The organism is Palleronia caenipelagi, assembly GCF_007004065.1.
GTDB classification, from domain to species: domain Bacteria; phylum Pseudomonadota; class Alphaproteobacteria; order Rhodobacterales; family Rhodobacteraceae; genus Palleronia; species Palleronia caenipelagi.
In genome coordinates, this window is the sequence record NZ_VFSV01000027.1 from 30,975 (window position 1) to 47,145 (window position 16,171).

At 62.2% G+C, this 16,171-nt stretch carries 17 protein-coding genes and 1 pseudogene; 6 read left to right on the forward strand and 12 right to left on the reverse strand.

Annotated elements, in window-relative coordinates:
- Positions 1-346: 346 nt before the first annotated feature.
- Positions 347-1,021 (reverse strand): J domain-containing protein, encoded by a 675-nt coding sequence (locus tag FEV53_RS13850; protein ID WP_142835415.1) that lies wholly within the window; start codon positions 1,019-1,021, stop codon positions 347-349.
- Positions 1,022-1,067: 46 nt separating this feature from the next.
- Positions 1,068-1,697, reverse strand: a complete 630-nt coding sequence (locus FEV53_RS13855; RefSeq protein ID WP_142835416.1) for a VOC family protein — start codon at positions 1,695-1,697, stop codon at positions 1,068-1,070.
- Between the two features lie 125 nt (positions 1,698-1,822).
- Between FEV53_RS13855 and FEV53_RS13860 the strand changes: the two genes are divergently transcribed.
- Positions 1,823-2,962 carry a zinc-binding dehydrogenase gene (locus FEV53_RS13860; protein ID WP_142835417.1) on the forward strand — a complete coding sequence of 380 codons (1,140 nt, stop codon included), beginning with the start codon at positions 1,823-1,825 and terminating at the stop codon, positions 2,960-2,962.
- On the opposite strand, the gene FEV53_RS13865 is transcribed toward FEV53_RS13860, so the two are convergent.
- Entirely contained in the window at positions 2,929-3,912 is a 984-nt protein-coding gene (locus tag FEV53_RS13865) for a zinc-binding metallopeptidase family protein (protein ID WP_142835418.1), read from the reverse strand. The two genes, FEV53_RS13860 and FEV53_RS13865, sit on opposite strands and share 34 nt — an antisense overlap.
- A gap of 78 nt (positions 3,913-3,990) precedes the next feature.
- On the reverse strand, positions 3,991-6,120 hold the full coding sequence (gene scpA / locus FEV53_RS13870) for a methylmalonyl-CoA mutase (protein WP_142835419.1): 2,130 nt from the start codon (positions 6,118-6,120) through the stop codon (positions 3,991-3,993).
- An 87-nt stretch (positions 6,121-6,207) separates the two neighbouring features.
- Between scpA and FEV53_RS13875 the strand changes: the two genes are divergently transcribed.
- Positions 6,208-6,714 (forward strand): DUF4174 domain-containing protein, encoded by a 507-nt coding sequence (locus tag FEV53_RS13875; protein WP_246100825.1) that lies wholly within the window; start codon positions 6,208-6,210, stop codon positions 6,712-6,714.
- Here FEV53_RS13875 and FEV53_RS13880 read toward each other — a convergent pair.
- Entirely contained in the window at positions 6,711-7,574 is an 864-nt protein-coding gene (locus FEV53_RS13880) for an urea carboxylase-associated family protein (RefSeq protein WP_142835420.1), read from the reverse strand. The two genes, FEV53_RS13875 and FEV53_RS13880, sit on opposite strands and share 4 nt — an antisense overlap.
- The gene (locus FEV53_RS13885; protein ID WP_142835421.1) at positions 7,561-7,830 is read right to left on the reverse strand and encodes a hypothetical protein; all 270 of its coding nucleotides are present in this window, start codon (positions 7,828-7,830) and stop codon (positions 7,561-7,563) included. The genes FEV53_RS13880 and FEV53_RS13885 overlap by 14 nt, the downstream gene beginning before the upstream one ends.
- Before the next feature lie 211 nt (positions 7,831-8,041).
- On the opposite strand from FEV53_RS13885, the gene accB reads away from it, so the two are divergent.
- From accB to aat, 3 genes are read left to right on the forward strand one after another with little or no spacing between them, the layout of a single operon-like run.
- The gene (gene accB / locus FEV53_RS13890) at positions 8,042-8,539 is read left to right on the forward strand and encodes an acetyl-CoA carboxylase biotin carboxyl carrier protein (RefSeq protein WP_142835422.1); all 498 of its coding nucleotides are present in this window, start codon (positions 8,042-8,044) and stop codon (positions 8,537-8,539) included.
- A gap of 8 nt (positions 8,540-8,547) precedes the next feature.
- On the forward strand, positions 8,548-9,894 hold the full coding sequence (accC, locus tag FEV53_RS13895; RefSeq protein ID WP_142835423.1) for an acetyl-CoA carboxylase biotin carboxylase subunit: 1,347 nt from the start codon (positions 8,548-8,550) through the stop codon (positions 9,892-9,894).
- Complete coding sequence (aat, locus tag FEV53_RS13900; RefSeq protein ID WP_142835424.1) at positions 9,891-10,532, forward strand: leucyl/phenylalanyl-tRNA--protein transferase; 642 nt, start codon at positions 9,891-9,893, stop codon at positions 10,530-10,532. The genes accC and aat overlap by 4 nt, the downstream gene beginning before the upstream one ends.
- On the opposite strand, the gene FEV53_RS13905 is transcribed toward aat, so the two are convergent.
- From FEV53_RS13905 to FEV53_RS13925, 5 genes are all read right to left on the reverse strand, one after another.
- Positions 10,499-10,987, reverse strand: coding sequence for a DUF2155 domain-containing protein (locus FEV53_RS13905; RefSeq protein ID WP_142835425.1), 489 nt, complete (start codon positions 10,985-10,987; stop codon positions 10,499-10,501). The two genes, aat and FEV53_RS13905, sit on opposite strands and share 34 nt — an antisense overlap.
- Positions 10,984-11,364: an NADH:ubiquinone oxidoreductase subunit NDUFA12 gene (locus tag FEV53_RS13910; protein ID WP_142835426.1), complete on the reverse strand. Its 381-nt coding sequence runs from the start codon at positions 11,362-11,364 to the stop codon at positions 10,984-10,986. The genes FEV53_RS13905 and FEV53_RS13910 overlap by 4 nt, the downstream gene beginning before the upstream one ends.
- An 86-nt stretch (positions 11,365-11,450) precedes the next feature.
- Positions 11,451-11,828: a RidA family protein gene (locus tag FEV53_RS13915; protein ID WP_142835427.1), complete on the reverse strand. Its 378-nt coding sequence runs from the start codon at positions 11,826-11,828 to the stop codon at positions 11,451-11,453.
- A 48-nt stretch (positions 11,829-11,876) separates the two neighbouring features.
- Positions 11,877-13,136, reverse strand: a complete 1,260-nt coding sequence (gene clpX / locus FEV53_RS13920; RefSeq protein WP_142835428.1) for an ATP-dependent Clp protease ATP-binding subunit ClpX — start codon at positions 13,134-13,136, stop codon at positions 11,877-11,879.
- Between the two features lie 123 nt (positions 13,137-13,259).
- The gene (locus tag FEV53_RS13925; RefSeq protein ID WP_142835429.1) at positions 13,260-13,889 is read right to left on the reverse strand and encodes an ATP-dependent Clp protease proteolytic subunit; all 630 of its coding nucleotides are present in this window, start codon (positions 13,887-13,889) and stop codon (positions 13,260-13,262) included.
- A 121-nt stretch (positions 13,890-14,010) separates the two neighbouring features.
- On the opposite strand from FEV53_RS13925, the gene FEV53_RS13930 reads away from it, so the two are divergent.
- The gene (locus FEV53_RS13930; protein ID WP_142835430.1) at positions 14,011-15,183 is read left to right on the forward strand and encodes an FAD-binding domain-containing protein; all 1,173 of its coding nucleotides are present in this window, start codon (positions 14,011-14,013) and stop codon (positions 15,181-15,183) included.
- Between the two features lie 796 nt (positions 15,184-15,979).
- Here the strand turns inward: FEV53_RS13930 and FEV53_RS13940 are convergent.
- Positions 15,980-16,171 (reverse strand): annotated as a pseudogene (locus FEV53_RS13940) (IS110 family transposase); the annotation flags it as partial.

Here is a 16,171-nt window from a genome sequence, read left to right on the forward strand (position 1 = left end):
GGTATAATTATCAATACGCTAAGACGCACAATTCAACCTTATTAGTGCCGCACGGAAGACACAATCCCGTCATATTTCGCGAAATCGAAAGGATTTTTCTGCCAACGAGGGGAGCGCGACCTGCCAGCGGCGTCACAATTCAACACATTCGAGACATAATGTGACGCGCAATTGCCACGTGCTCAAAAATAGAGTGACTCCGGGAGGTTACATCTTTTGCGCGTCTTCCTTGCGAGATCGTACGCGCTGAGATCTGCGGCGACCGGTAATGGTCTAAGGCCAGAGGCTCAGAACACACGGCTCATGCAGGACCCAACCGACCGTTTTGTCCGTGGGGCGTCGGCCATTACCTCTGCACCGAGATCTCGTCCCAGGCGGCGTTAATGGCCATCATCCTGCTTTCCGCGAGACGAACCGCTTCCTCGGGGACACCACGGGCGATCATCCGGTCGGGATGATGCTCGGACACCAGACGCTTCCACGCCGCGCGAATATCATTGAGCGGTGTATCAGGCGTCACCCCCAGAACCGCGTACGGATCCGGCTCGGCGTCGGGCACAAACCTGGCCCGGATCGCCTGAAAGGTCGCGCTCTGCAGGCCAAAGATCTCGCTGATTGCCGCGATAAAGGCGTCTTCGTCGGGGTGATACTCGCCATCCGCCATCGCGATGTGAAACAGCCCCTCGACGAGATCCGCGAGGGTATCGGACCCGCGACCAAACATCCGCGCAATCCGCTCGGCATAGGCCTCAAAGCCCGCCACGTCCTGACGGGCGAGATTGTAGACCTTCGCAGCGGACGCCTCCGCTTCGGGTGGGATATAGAATATCTCCCGAAACGCGGTGACCTCGTCCCGGGTCACCTGCCCGTCCGCCTTGGCCATCTTGGCGCCCAGTGCGATGGCAGCGATGGTAAAGCCCACGGTCTTTTCCGGGGCCCTCAGGACGCCGAAGACCTCCGACAGACCTTCGCCATCCCTCAGAGCGCTCAGCGCGGCGGTGATACGGGTCCAGATGGACATGGGGTCTCCCTGCCGTTGTGAAGCCGTCTGCCCCACCCAGTCGGTGTCAACTCAGCCGCAACTGGCCGTCGAGGATCTTCAGCCCCGCTTCGGTCGCAATCTCGGCGCGGAGATGCGGCGCCGCGGCCTTATGGAATTCCAGATTGTGGATTTGCGTCAGTCGCGGCCAGGTGGCACGGACATCATCAATCTCCGGGTGCTCGACCAACAATCGTTGCAACGTAAATCCCGTGTCCGGCATCAGGTCGCTCGCTTTGACGCCGTGCCAGTGCAGGAGCGCCGGTATCGCCCCATCATAAGGCATCTCACCGGTGGTCGTCAGCGCCATATCCCAGCTCAGTGATCCCCGCGTCAGATGTGCCACATGCCCCATGCCCAAAGGGGCTTCGGCCATGGCGCGGGTCATGTCCTGCGCGCGCACTGCCCAGTAGCGCAGCTGAGGCGGTCCCTGGAAGTTATCCAGATCGAACCAGCGTGGACGATCCGGTTTGGGGGCGTTTGGATCAATGGCAAGGATCTCCAGATAGGCGGAGGGGCCCAGAGACAAAACCCGGTTATGGGTCCCCATATAGGGATGATGCCCGCCCTGATGGGGGGTCACGCCCAGCGCCTCTTCGACGGCGTGAACGCCAGCCTCAAGGGTTTCTGCCACCACAACGAGATGATCGATTTCCATCCGACGCGCTCCTTCAGTCTGTATACAGACTGGGCCTTTGGCCGCAGCGTGTCGAGGGGGCCTGACACTTTTTTCTGTCAAAACGCGACAACCTGCGGTCAGATCCTGGCGGGGAGGACCTGACCATGAAAACCCGCATCGCGCTTCTGCAGGAATCCGGACTGCCGCGCCCCTATGACCGGTCCCGGCCGCTCAGGATCATCGAGGCGGAGCTTGACCCGCCCGGCCCCGGAGAACTGATGGTGCGCATCGTGGCGGCGGGGCTGTGCCATTCGGACCTTTCGGTGATCAATGGCGACCGCGCGCGGGACCTGCCCGTGGCCCTTGGGCATGAAGCCTCGGGCGTCGTTGAGTTGGTTGGCCCCGGTGTGACCCGCTTTGCTCCCGGCGATCCGGTGGTGCTGGTCTTTGCCCCCGGTTGCGGGCGGTGCCTGCCTTGCGCCGAGGGCCGCCCAGCCCTCTGTGAACCCGCGGCAGAGGCGGCGGGATCGGGCACGCTCATGTCCGGCGCGCGGCGGATCCGCGTCGCAGGCCAGCCGGTGAACCACCATATCGGCGTCTCGGCCTTTTCCGACCGGGTGGTGATCGGCGAGGGCTCCGCGGTGCGCGTCGACCCCGACGTGCCGCTGGAGGATGCCGCGCTGCTGGGCTGCGCTGTGCTGACCGGAGCGGGCTCGGTGCTGAACGCGGGCGCCCTGCGCACCGGCGAAGCCTGCGCCATCGTGGGCCTCGGGGGCGTGGGGCTGGCAGGGCTGATGGCGGCGCGGGCAGCCGGGGCGCATCCGCTGATCGCTGTGGACCCGGCGGAGGAAAAACGCGGCCGGGCGCTGGAGCTTGGCGCGACCCACGCGGTGAACCCGCTCGCACCGGGCGCTCTGGACCAGATCCGGGGTCTGACGGGCGGCGGTGTGCATCTGGCAGTGGAACTGGCGGGCTCGGCTCCTGCCCTGCGCTTTGCATGGGATGCGACGCGGCGCGGCGGACGGGTGGTCACAGGCGGCCTGCCCCACCCCGCGCAAGAGCTTAGCCTGTCTGCCGCCGAGCTGACCGTCAGCGAAAAGACCCTGAGGGGCGCCTATATGGGCTCCTGCGTGCCGACCCGGGACATTCCTCGCTTTGCCGCGCTGATGACCTCCGGCGCGCTCCCGGTCGGCGAACTCGTGACCCACCGCCTGCGTCTCGATCAGATCAATGAGGGATTTGAGCGACTGGCCTCAGGCGATGCGATCCGTCAGCTTGTCTTGTTTGACGATTCAGGCCCCTGACGCAACGCCCCGTGGGCAAAGGCGAGCTTGGCCCGGACCTGTGGCGTCAGCACGAAGGGATAAAGATCGGGCAGATCCATGGCGCGGTTCAGGTGGTTACCCGCGATGCTGACCTCTACCGCATGGGCGAGCATGGCGCCCGCATTCAGATCCGCGTAGGCGTCATACACCCCCTCGGGCAGGCCCGGCACCCGCATCCCCGCGGCGAGGGCGCTGTCCAGCAGATCCACCAGATGCAGCAAATGAGCGATGGTCTCCGCCCAGTCCTCATGGGGGTGTGCGGTGGCATAGGCAGAGATATGGGTCCCCCCCGGATCGCGAGGGCTGGCGTAGTGCGCCGACAACGCCGCCCCGTAATCCGCCCGCTCATCGCCGAAGATCGCGCGGAACGCTTCGGGGAAACCATCCCGCTCTGCTGCCAGCCGGTCAAAGAGGTAGTGAGCCATCTCGTGACGCATATGCCCCAGCATGGTGCGGTAAAGCTCGCCGAATTCGGCGCGACGCTGCACCAGAACGGGTTCGGAGGCCTCAGTAACGTTGATGGTGATCACGCCTGACGCATGCCCCATAACCACGTTGGCCGGGCCAGATCGGGTCTCTTCCGACAACAGATGAAATACGGGGCGCGGTCCGGCATCCGCGTCGGTGCACCACCCCCACCGGGCAAGACCCGCGAGCATCCAGCGCTTGGCCTGCTCGGTGGCGCTCCACAGGCGCAGGTTGTCTCCGGCGGTCAGGTCCGGCACCGTCCGCGTCATGGCGCAGGAGCGGCACAGCCCCCGCCTGTCATCGCGCCAGTCACAAGCGATCCGGGTGCGGTTCGCACAGGTGGACCCGGCGACCTCGACCATCTGGCGATCCGGGTCGAAAGCGACCGCCTGCCCGCAGCGACACTGGAGATTGCCGAAATAGAGACGCGCGCCACAGGTTGGGCAGCGGAAGATTTGCACTGGAGACACCTCGAAACAAGAGAGACAGGCGCCGGGATTCCGGCACCTGCCTTTGACGCAGGCCCCAAGAGGCCGATGTCAGGCCGCGCTGTCTTTGCGCGCGTTCCGGATCAGTTGCAACACCTCCGACGCGGCCTTCGGGATATTGGTGCCAGGACCGAAGATCGCCGCGACACCCGCCTCTTTCAGCGCATCGTAATCCCGCGCCGGGATCACGCCGCCGCAGATGACGAGGATATCGTCAGCCCCCTGCTCGCGCAGCGCCTGAACCAGTTTGGGCGCGTTGGTCATGTGACCGGCTGCCTGACTGGACAGGCCAATCACGTGGACATCGTTATCCACCGCATCCTGCGCGGCCTCTTCGGGCGTCTGGAAGAGCGGCCCCACATCCACGTCAAAGCCGATATCGGCGAAGGCGGTGGCGATGACCTTGGCGCCCCTGTCGTGGCCATCCTGCCCGACCTTCACGACCAGCATCCGGGGACGGCGGCCCTCTTCCTCAGCGAAGCTTTCGACATCCTTCTGGATCTGCGCATAGCCCTCGTCACCCTCGTAGGCGGCGCCGTAGACGCCCGAGAGCGTCCGCACCTCGGCACGGTGACGGCCAAAGACACTCTCCATCGCATCAGAGATCTCGCCGACCGTGGCGCGTGCCCGGGCGGCCTCGACGGCCAGCCCAAGCAAGTTGCCGTCCCCCTTCGCGCCCTCAACCAGCGCGTCGAGCGCAGCCTGACAGGCGGCGGCGTCACGACCGGCCCGGATCTCGTTCAGGCGTTTGATCTGGCTGTCGCGTACGCCCGCATTGTCGATCACCCGGATATCGAGGTCGTCCTCCTGCGCCAGACGGAACTTGTTGACGCCGACAATCACCTCTTCGCCCCGGTCGATCCGGGCCTGCTTGGCGGCGGCGGCTTCCTCGATGCGCAGCTTCGGCATACCGCTCTCGACGGCCTTCGTCATGCCGCCCAGCGCGTCCACCTCGGCCATCAGGGCCCGGGCGGACTCGATGAGATCAGAGGTGAGCTTTTCCACGTAATAGGAGCCCGCCAGCGGATCGACCACATCCGTCACGCCGGTCTCGTTCTGCAGGATCAGCTGGGTGTTCCGGGCGATGCGGGCAGAGAAATCTGTGGGCAGCGCAATGGCCTCGTCGAAAGAGTTCGTGTGCAGTGACTGGGTGCCGCCCAGCACCGCGCTCATCGCCTCATAAGCGGTGCGCACGATGTTGTTATAGGGGTCCTGCTCCGCGAGGCTTACGCCCGAGGTCTGGCAGTGGGTGCGCAGCATCTTCGAGCGCTCATTCTGCGCGCCCATCTCGGTCATGATCTCGTGCCACAGGAAACGCGCGGCCCGGAGCTTGGCGGCCTCCATGAAGAAATCCATGCCAATGGCAAAGAAGAAGGACAGCCGCCCGGCGAACTTATCCACATCCATGCCACGGGCGATGGCGGTGCGGACGTATTCCTTGCCGTCAGCGAGGGTAAATGCCAGCTCCTGAACAAGGTTCGCGCCCGCTTCCTGCATGTGGTAGCCGGAAATCGAAATCGAGTTAAAACGCGGCATCTCCCGCGCCGTGTAGTCGATGATATCGGCCACGATCCGCATCGACGGTTCCGGCGGATAGATATAGGTGTTGCGGACCATGAACTCCTTCAGAATATCGTTCTGAATGGTGCCCGAGAGTTGCGCGCGATCCACGCCCTGCTCTTCACCCGCGACGATGAAGCTCGCCAGAACCGGGATTACCGCGCCGTTCATGGTCATCGAGACGGAAATGTCGCCCAGTGGAATGCCGTCAAAGAGAATTTTCATATCCTCGACGGAATCGATGGCAACGCCCGCCTTGCCCACATCGCCCTCGACCCGCTCATGGTCGCTGTCATAGCCCCGGTGCGTCGCCAGATCGAAGGCCACAGACACGCCCTGCTGCCCCGCCTCCAGCGCGCGGCGGTAAAAGGCGTTCGACTCCTCCGCCGTGGAAAAGCCCGCATATTGGCGGATCGTCCAGGGGCGACCCGCATACATCGTGGATTTCACGCCCCGGGTGAAGGGCGCCTCTCCGGGGGTGGACCCCATATGCTCCAGACCCTCCGCGTCAGCGGCGGTGTAGAGCGGCTTGCGGCTGATCCCTTCGGGCGTGTCGCGGGTCAGCTCCGACAAGGGGCGTCCGCGAAGTTCCTTTTCAGCCCGTGTGTTCCAGTCGCTCATACCAGCTCTCCTTAATCTGCCGCGGCATCCTGCCCGAAGGGCGTCTTGCCTCTTCGCATCCGCAGTGTGAGCGCCTAGATAGAGGGCATGACTGCGAAACACGTTCTCCATATGCTTGTCGTTGTAGCGAGCATTTTCGGGCCTGTCCCCTTGTTAGCGCAAGAGAGTGCAGCATCAAATGCTGCGGCACAGCAAAATCAGGCTGAGGGCAGTGCCGTTGCACGCTGGCAGGCCGATAAAACAACGATTTTCAGCGCCGACGAGGTGGTGCTGGAAGATTTCAAATGGATTGCACGGCCGCTGATCGTGTTCGGCCAGTCCCCGGTTCAACCGGCCTTCATCGAGCAGATGGAGTATATCGCCGACCGCATCGACGATCTGGCGCGCCGGGATGTGATCGTGATCAGCGACAGTGATCCAGCGTCAAAAACGGCCATCCGGGAGAAATTCCGTCCCCGCGATTTTCAACTGACGCTGGTCGGAAAGGATGGCGCGATCAAGCTGCGCAAGCCCTTCCCCTGGCATGTCCGTGAGATCGGGCGCAGCATCGACAAGATGCCCATACGCCAGCGCGAGATCCGCGAGGGGCGCTAGCCCCCGTGGCTGCGGTCATAGGGGGACGGGGCTGGCTCCTGCCACCCGTCCAGCACCTCATCCGCAGGCTTCAAGACCACCATCTCCAGCGGGTAGCAGGGCGCGGTATCGCTCGAATGCTCTGACCCGCAATCACCCCCCGGACAGGCAGAAAGCACGGCGAGCAGGTCAATTTCGGCCAGAAGATCCAGATGATCGCCGGGGCGAACCGGGCTTGCCTTCATAAAATACTGGCCCGTGTCGCGTGTGAAACCGGTACACATAAAGACGTTCAGCACATCATGAACATGGGTCTCGGCCTCATGCAGCGGCATCCCGGTCGCGTTCGAGAGCGCACGGGTCAGGTTCGAGTGACAGCAATGATGGTAATCGCGCCCCGAGAGGAGCCGCCCGGTGTAGGGATCGCAGCGTGTGCCGATCACGTCGTGGACCCGCCCGCCCCATTCGTCCACGCCATACCAATTCAGGCTGTCGTCCACGATCATTGCCATGGGTCTAAGATAAGGGAAGCAACTCCAGAGCCGGTCGCCTGTCGTGACATGACTGCCATGAAGCGCCCGGGTCTTCCCGGAATAGAATCGCTCGCTCAGGTTCTCTTGAGCAAAGAGGTTCAGGTCGCCCACCTGCGGGCCATCCACCGAAAGAATTCTCAAGACATGGCCGCGCGGCACCCGGATCGAGGACCCGTCACGGGGCGGCACGCGGGTTCTGGCGATCTCAGTCAGATCGTCCCGCACACGTTGCGTGCGGGACGGATCGGGTTGCGGCAGCGTTTCAGTCGGGTAACAGATGACCGGCTCCACAGCCCGGCGCGCCGCCGCATCGGGCGGCGCGGACCTGTCGTGTTCAGGTCGGCGCATCGCAGATCTGCTGCCCGTTCGCATCGAGCAACGCGATGCCGGTCAGCACCTGTTCCTCGGGCACGGCTTCGAGCGCCAACCCGTAGCAGCCATTGGCGTCGCGGATCAGAAAATGGGGGTCCACCCCCTGCGGCAGAGCGGCCAGCGCTTCGGGGGAGATGTTTTTCAACAGGGTCGGGTCTTCTTCTTCGAGCTGAGGCAACACACAGCCGCTCAGGCTGACCGTTGCGACCAGCATCATCCCCAGTTTGCGCATGGATTTTCTCCGTCATTCATTGGTCGGCGGACGCTAGCAAAGCCCGACAGGCAGTCAAGCTGAGCGGGGAGAATTAACCATCTCAACCGCTATGGGTGGCAGAATGGCCGCGCTTTGACGCGGCATCACGTCTGACCAAGGGTCATGCTAGCGCTTTCAACCTGCGACCGGGTGACATATATAGTCCCCGAAACAAACACATGAGGATGTCATGAGCGACAACAGGCACGAGTCCGACGTCGCCTTTATCAAGGCGCTTGCGGAAATGCTGAAAGACAACGATCTCAATGAGATCAGGGTCAAGCGTGACTATGCCGAGGACGACTCGCTCGATGTCCGTGTATCGAAAGGCGGGGTCATGATGGCCCCGGTGCAGGCCGCTCCTGTTGCCACTGCCCCCGCGGCCTTGCCAGTTGCTGCGGAAGCACCGCGTGCCGCCGCCCCCGAAGCTCCGGTTGCCGACCCGGCCAGCGATCCGGGCGCCGTGCCCTCCCCCATGGTAGGCACCGCCTATCTGTCCCCCGAACCCGGCGCCGCAGCGTTTGTGAAGGTCGGCGACAGCGTCAGCGAGGGCGATACGCTGCTGATCGTCGAAGCCATGAAAACCATGAACCACATCGCCGCGCCGCGCTCTGGCACCGTGTCGAAGATCCTTGTCGAGGACGGCGCGCCGGTGGAATATGGCGCGCCCCTCATGATCCTCACCTGAGGCCCGCGATGTTTGACAAAATTCTGATCGCCAATCGCGGCGAAATCGCGCTCCGGGTCATCCGCGCCGCCCGCGAGATGGGCATCCGCACGGTGGCGGTGCATTCGACCGCCGACGCGGACGCCATGCACGTGCGCATGGCTGACGAAAGCGTTTGCATCGGTCCGCCCTCCGCGGCCCAGAGCTATCTGAACTTCCCGGCCATCATTGCCGCCTGTGAGGTCACGGGCGCACAAGCCATCCATCCGGGCTATGGCTTCCTCTCCGAGAACGCGAATTTCGTGCAGATCGTCGAGGATCACCAGCTGACGTTCATCGGCCCGACGGCGGAGCACATCCGTATAATGGGCGACAAGATCACGGCGAAAGACACCATGAAGGCGCTCGGCGTGCCCTGTGTGCCGGGATCCGAGGGCGGCGTGCCGGATCTGGAAACAGCCCGCAAGGTCGGCGCCGAGATCGGCTTTCCGCTGATCGTCAAAGCCACTGCCGGCGGTGGTGGGCGCGGCATGAAGCTCGCTAGGACCGCCGCAGATCTCGACAGCGCCTTTCAGACCGCCCGCGCCGAAGCCAAGGCCGCCTTTGGCAATGACGAGGTGTATCTGGAGAAATACCTCGGAAAGCCGCGCCATATCGAGGTCCAGGTCTTTGGCGATGGCAAAGGCAACGCGGTGCATCTGGGCGAACGGGATTGTTCGCTCCAGCGACGTCACCAGAAGGTGTTCGAAGAGGCCCCCGGCCCCGCGATCACCCCTGAGCAGCGCGCGGAAATCGGTCGGGTCTGTGCCGATGCTGTGGCCCGGATCAACTATGCCGGCGCAGGCACCATCGAGTTCCTTTATGAGAATGGCGAGTTTTTCTTCATCGAGATGAACACCCGCCTGCAGGTGGAACATCCGGTAACCGAGGCGATCTTTGGCGTCGATCTAGTGCGGGAACAGATCCGTGTGGCCGCGGGCCTGCCCCTCTCGTTCAATCAGGACGATCTGAAGATCAACGGTCACGCCATCGAAGTACGAATCAACGCCGAGAAACTGCCGAATTTCAGCCCGTCACCGGGCAAGATCACCCAATATCACGCTCCGGGCGGGCTGGGAGTTCGGATGGATTCGGCGCTTTATGACGGCTACTCCATCCCGCCCTATTACGACAGTCTGATCGGCAAGCTGATTGTCCACGGCCCCGACCGCCCCGCCGCTCTGGCGCGGCTAAAGCGGGCTTTGGGCGAGCTGATCGTTGATGGCGTGGACACCACAGTGCCCCTGTTCCATGCCCTGCTGGAGGAAGACGCCGTCCTGACCGGCGACTACACGATCCACTGGCTGGAGCACTGGCTGGAGCAGAACCTGGCGTGAGTTCCCGGGCGCTCACGCCCGAACTGGTGCTCGGCGCCTATGCGCAGGGCATCTTTCCCATGTCTGACAGTCGGGACGATCCGGAGATTTTCTGGGTCGACCCCCAATATCGCGGCGTCCTTCCCATGGACGGGCTTCGCATCTCTCGCTCCCTCCGGCGTCACATCCGCCAAGGGTCGCATCAGGTCAGTTTCAACCGGGCCTTTGAGGCCGTTGTTGCGGGTTGTGCAGACCGTCCGGAGACATGGATCAGCGACCCTATCGCCGCTCTGTACAGTGATCTCCACCGTGCCGGCTATGCGCACTCTATCGAGGTTTGGGCTGACAGCCGCCTCGTGGGAGGGGTCTACGGCGTGGTCCTCGGCGGAGCATTCTTCGGCGAATCGATGTTCTCAAAGGAGACCAACGCGTCCAAGTTGGCATTGGTCTACCTCATGGATCGGCTAAGGCAGGGCGGGTTTGTCCTGTTCGACACCCAGTTCATCACACCACATTTGCAGAGCATGGGCGGCGTCGAAATCCCACGAAGTTCCTATCGCCACCAACTGAGTGAAGCCTTGAAGCGACAAGCGGTGTTCTCAACTGTGTCGCCAGACAGCCCGGATCAGGTTCTGCAGCGCATGACCCAAACATCATAGCGTGGATGCTCCAGCGCGTTTAGCGCAGGCGATTCGGCGACCATCCAACCCTGAAAACGTAGCTCCGCGATATCGACTTCAGAGATTTTCAAATAGGCAAAGGCGTTACCCGACGGGTTATTCACCGGGTAGCGGCAGTCTCCCACGGTGACGCTGAGACGCCCGACTTCAACGGTCGCGCCTACCGGGACTTCGTAATCGCCCACCTGCCCGGTCAGCTTATCCAGACCCCGCAGCACTGCAGCCCGACCAGACGCGACACGCGCGCGGGTCTCGGTGGTCACAACGCCTTCATCCAGAAATTCGTCAAGGTTTTGATCGAGAACCAGGGCATCATCCGAACGCTCAACGCCGAACAGGTCTTCAGCACCCGGAATCACCTCAGTCTCCTGCGCATCCAGAGGAAGCGCCAAGAACGCCGCCACCCCCAGAGCACCGAGGCCCAAGCGCTTCATTCGGGGCTCCACGCCTCGTAATCCTTGCGCTCCACCGGATCGGCACGGCGGATAGATCCTGCGGGCGCATAGGCCTGCGCGGTGCCGGTGAGGTTGGGCAAATGGGGCTTTTCCCAAGGCTTATGCTCCAGAGGACGCTTCGTCGGAGGTTCGTCCCAAGTGTGATGCAGCCAACCATGCCAGTCGGGGCTCACCCGGCTCGCTTCAGCCTCACCGGAGAAGATCACCCAGCGGCGGCCCTCTTCCGATGTGTAATAGGTGTTGCCGGCCTCGTCCTCACCGACCTTCGTACCCTTGCGCCGCGTGTAAAGCAGCGTGTTCAGCGTGGCGCCGTTCCACCACGTCACTGCCTGAAGAATACGATGTCCAAGACCCATGATGCTCTCCGCTTCTGCACGCCCGATATGCCGCAAGCGGCGGCGGAGGTCCAGCACCAGAGGCGCCCTGACGCGAATTTCGCAGTTCAGCGCGGCAGGCGTGCGGTGACCTCGATCTCGATGAGCATCTCGGGTTCCTGCAACCCCGCGACGATCATTGTAGCGGCGGGGCGGATTTCGTCGAAAACCGCGGAGGTCACCGGCCAGCAGCGCGGCCAAAGGGCGGCGTCGGGGAGGATATAGCGGACGCGGACCACATCCTTTACCCCTGCCCCCGCCTCCGCAAGCGCCCGGGCGATGGTGTTCAGAGCGTTACGACACTGATCCTCAACGGCCTCCGGCATCTCCATCGTTGCGTAATCATAGCCCGTAGTCCCGGACACAAAGACCCAACCATCAGACACAACAGCCCGGCTGTAGCCAATTTGCGCCTCGAAAGGCGATCCGGTGGAAATCCGCGTCATTCCGCCTCCACGAAAAAGGGCCCCGAAGGGCCCCTGATTTCGCTCATGTCAACCAGCCGAGGCACTCTCGGGTTGATCGGCGTAAATGATCAAAGGTGCCGCGCTGGACGTCGCCGCCTCGTCGTTCACTACCACCTCGTTCACACCATCCTGACCGGGAAGTTCGAACATGGTATTGAGGAGAATATCCTCAAGGATCGAGCGCAGGCCACGCGCGCCGGTCTTGCGCTCGATGGCGCGCTTGGCGATGGCGGTGAGAGCCTCTTCGGTAAAGGTCAGCTTGACATCCTCAAGCTCGAAGAGCCGCTGGTATTGCTTAACCAGCGCGTTTTTCGGCTGGGTCAGGATCGTCACCAAGGCATCTTCGTCGAGATCCTCAAGCGTGGCGATGACCGGCAGACGGCCAACAAATTCCGGGATCAGCCCGAATTTCAGCAGATCTTCGGGTTCGAGGTCATGCAGCGCTTCGCCGATGCCCTTGTCTTCGGCATCCTTTACGTCGGCACCAAACCCGATAGCCGACCCCTTGCCCCGCTGGCCGATGATCTTTTCCAGCCCGGCGAAGGCACCGCCGCAGATGAACAGGATATTCGTCGTGTCCACTTGCAGGAATTCCTGCTGCGGATGCTTGCGGCCGCCCTGCGGCGGAACGGAGGCCACGGTACCCTCCATGATCTTCAGGAGCGCCTGCTGCACCCCTTCGCCCGACACATCACGGGTGATCGAGGGGTTGTCGGATTTGCGGGTGATCTTATCGACCTCGTCGATATAGACGATACCGCGCTGAGCCCGCTCGACATTGTACTCGGATGCCTGCAGGAGCTTGAGGATGATGTTCTCCACATCCTCGCCCACATAGCCTGCTTCGGTGAGCGTGGTCGCGTCCGCCATGGTGAACGGCACATCAAGTATCCGGGCAAGCGTCTGTGCCAGAAGCGTTTTACCGCACCCGGTGGGGCCGATCAGCAGGATATTCGACTTGGCCAGTTCGATATCCGTCTTACCAGCCTGATTGAGGCGCTTGTAATGGTTGTGGACGGCGACGGACAGAACCCGCTTCGCCATCCGTTGACCGATGACGTAATCGTCAAGGACGTCGCAGATTTCGCGTGGCGTCGGAACCCCGCCTTCGGAGGATTTCAGCCCCGCCGATTTCGCCTCTTCGCGAATGATATCCATGCACAGCTCGACGCATTCATCGCAGATGAACACGGTCGGACCGGCAATGAGCTTACGCACCTCATGCTGACTCTTGCCGCAGAAAGAGCAGTAGAGCGTGTTCTTGCTGTCCCCGGTAGTGTTGGCCATGGCAATTCCCTCGGGGCGACGATGCCCCTCATCTATCTGTGATATCCGCCGGTCCCGAAAGTCTAGGACGGGACCGGCAGGGCCGCAATCGCAAAAACCACGGCTTTCGCGCAGGACGGGCCGTTAGTCTGCGGCCTCGCGGTCTTTCCGGTCGGCCACGATCTCATCGATCAGGCCCCAGTTCTTTGCATCTTCGGCGGACATGAAGTTGTCCCGCTCCAGCGCATTCTGCACTGTCTCAAGGTCCTGACCCGTGTGCTTCACGTAGATCTGATTCAGGCGATCCTTCAGCTTCTGGGTCTCCTGAGCGTGGATCATAATGTCCGTCGCCTGACCCTGATAGCCGCCGGACGGCTGGTGCACCATGACCCGGCTATTGGGCAGCGAGAAGCGCATGCCCGGCTCCCCGGCGGCCAGCAGCAGCGAGCCCATGGAGGCCGCCTGCCCGATGACCAAAGTCGAAACCTTCGGCCGCACGTACTGCATCGTGTCGTAAATCGACAGCCCGCTGGTCACCACGCCACCCGGCGAGTTGATGTACATGGAGATCTCTTTTTTCGGGTTCTCGGCCTCAAGATGCAGCAACTGCGCCACGATCAGGCTGGACATCCCGTCATGGACGGGGCCCGAGAGAAAAATAATACGCTCCTTCAGGAGGCGGGAGAAAATGTCATAGGCTCGCTCGCCACGGCTGGTCTGCTCGACAACCATGGGGACGAGGGTGTTCATGTAATGCTCGTAAGGGTCGTGCATTGACCGGGCCTTTCCTGTGCCTGAGGCGGGGTTCCACAGTCCTAGACCGGGCAGATGGGGGCCGCAAGACCACCCCGACCAGAGACTTTAGACTTTGCGTGAACCGGCTATATGGGGAGTCATGAAGATTTTGCCAACCCGACAGGCCGGGCTCGACCGGCTCATGGAATTCGTGCCCCGGGCAGGCGTCGCTTACACTCAGCGGCGCAACGATGACCTGCCCGGCCATCCTCATGTCTCAAGCCTGTCTCCGTGGATCCGGCGCCGAATGGTGACCGAGCCCGAGGTGATCCGGGCCACCCGCCTTCCCCATGGCAAAGCTGCAAATAAATTCATCGACGAGGTTTTCTGGCGCCTGTATTTCAAGGGCTGGCTGGAACGCCGCCCCGGTATCTGGACCGCGTACCGCGCCGATCTGGCGCAGTTTACTAATCGACTCGCGACCGAAGCGGGTCTGTGCCAGTCCTGGGAGGCCGCGTGTTCCGGACAAACAGGCATCGACTGTTTCGACCATTGGGCACGTGAGTTGGTCGAGACGGGCTATCTGCACAACCACGCCCGGATGTGGTTCGCGTCCATCTGGATTTTCACACTGCGCCTGCCGTGGCAGCTCGGGGCAGACTTTTTCCTCCGCCACCTTCTGGATGGCGACCCGGCCTCTAATACTCTCTCGTGGCGCTGGGTTGCGGGGCTGCACACGCAGGGCAAGCACTACCTCGCCCGCGCCGACAACATCGCGCGCCATTCGGGCGGACGATTTGACCCCCACGGACAGCTGAACGAGGACGCGGAGCCACTGAACGGTCCCCCTCACCCTGCGCTCCTCCCCGTCCCCACCGGCGACGGCATACCGCAGGATGGACGGATCGGTTTGATGCTGCATCTCGACGATCTCTGCCCCTACGAATTGCCCGCCCACGCGGACAGCATCGCCACGCTCGACTTTTACGCTGAGCGTTCACCATGGGAAACTGCACCACAGGTCCGCGCCTTCGACGCGGGCGCTCTGGCTGATGCGAGAAACCGTTTCGGCACCGACACCACCCTGACGGCCGCTGAGGACGTCAGGCGGTGGGCTGAAGACTTGGATCACATCATCACGCCCTACGCCCCTGTGGGTCCAGTCGCCGAAACACTTGATACTCTTTCAGCTCAGGTCCAGACCCCGATCCGCCGAATACTTCGCCCTCTTGATCAAGCCGCCTGGCATAGATCGACCAAAGGGTTCTTCGTTTTCAAAAGGCAGATCCCGGGCCTGTTGGTGATGATCGATGAGATGGCTCCGACAACCTGAAATGCGTGGATGGAGTAAACCTTCCGCGCAGCAGTGATTTGATGCATCGCAGAGGAAGAACTCCTATCAGAGACAACCGAGTCAAAATCACAGGCCCCGTTGACAGCAAAAGCGGTGGTGGCTGGGATCGACTGGAATGGTCGGTACCGGATTCTGTGACCTCGTGCCGCAGGCAGAAGACCCTGACGGTGCAAGCACCCCTATCGCCGCGAAGATTGCCCCCTAAACCTGATCATGAAAGTGATGTTTTTTCCGCCTCCGTCCATTGGGCTCGAACCGATGGCGCCTCAATTGGCAATACCGAGCGACACTAACAATGCCGCAAGGTCGATCTCGCTATAGTCTCCGCCACATTGTGAGCGCTCGGTAAACCCGGCCTAACGCGTTCCGTGGGAGCCAGCTAAGTGTCCACCATTGATAGTGGACACTTAGGGGCATTCTATAGCAAGCGAAAGAAACGGTTTTGGGCTGACGAAGAGAAGCGCGAGATTGCGCGCAGGCGACGACGCCGGGGATGTCGGTTGCGCAAGTGGCGCGGCGGTATGCGGTCAATGCGAACCTAATTTTCAAATGATTGAAGGACCCGCGTTTTGCATCAGAGGCGGAAGGCACGTTTGAAGGTGCCGTGTTTCTGCCTGTCGAGATTGAAGGGGATGCCGCTTACGACGGCATTTCCAACGATGCGCCAATGATCAGCCCCACTTGAGTGGTCCAATTTGATTGTGAGTGCATGACGGGCCTCCGGTCCATCGTGACGACGGTTTCCGGAGCCGGTGGGCGGTAGTATCCGTCTTGGTCAAGCGGAGCGTTCATCCCATTTTCGGCCGTCACGCAACAGGGCGTTGGCGAGCAGGATGAGTTTGCGCATGACTGCCGTGATGGCGAGTTTTGGTGGTTTTCCCTTGTCCAGCAAGGCTTGGTACTTGCGCTTGAGATCGGCGTTGAACCTGACTGCGACCAATGCGGGCATGAAGATTGCAGATCGCAG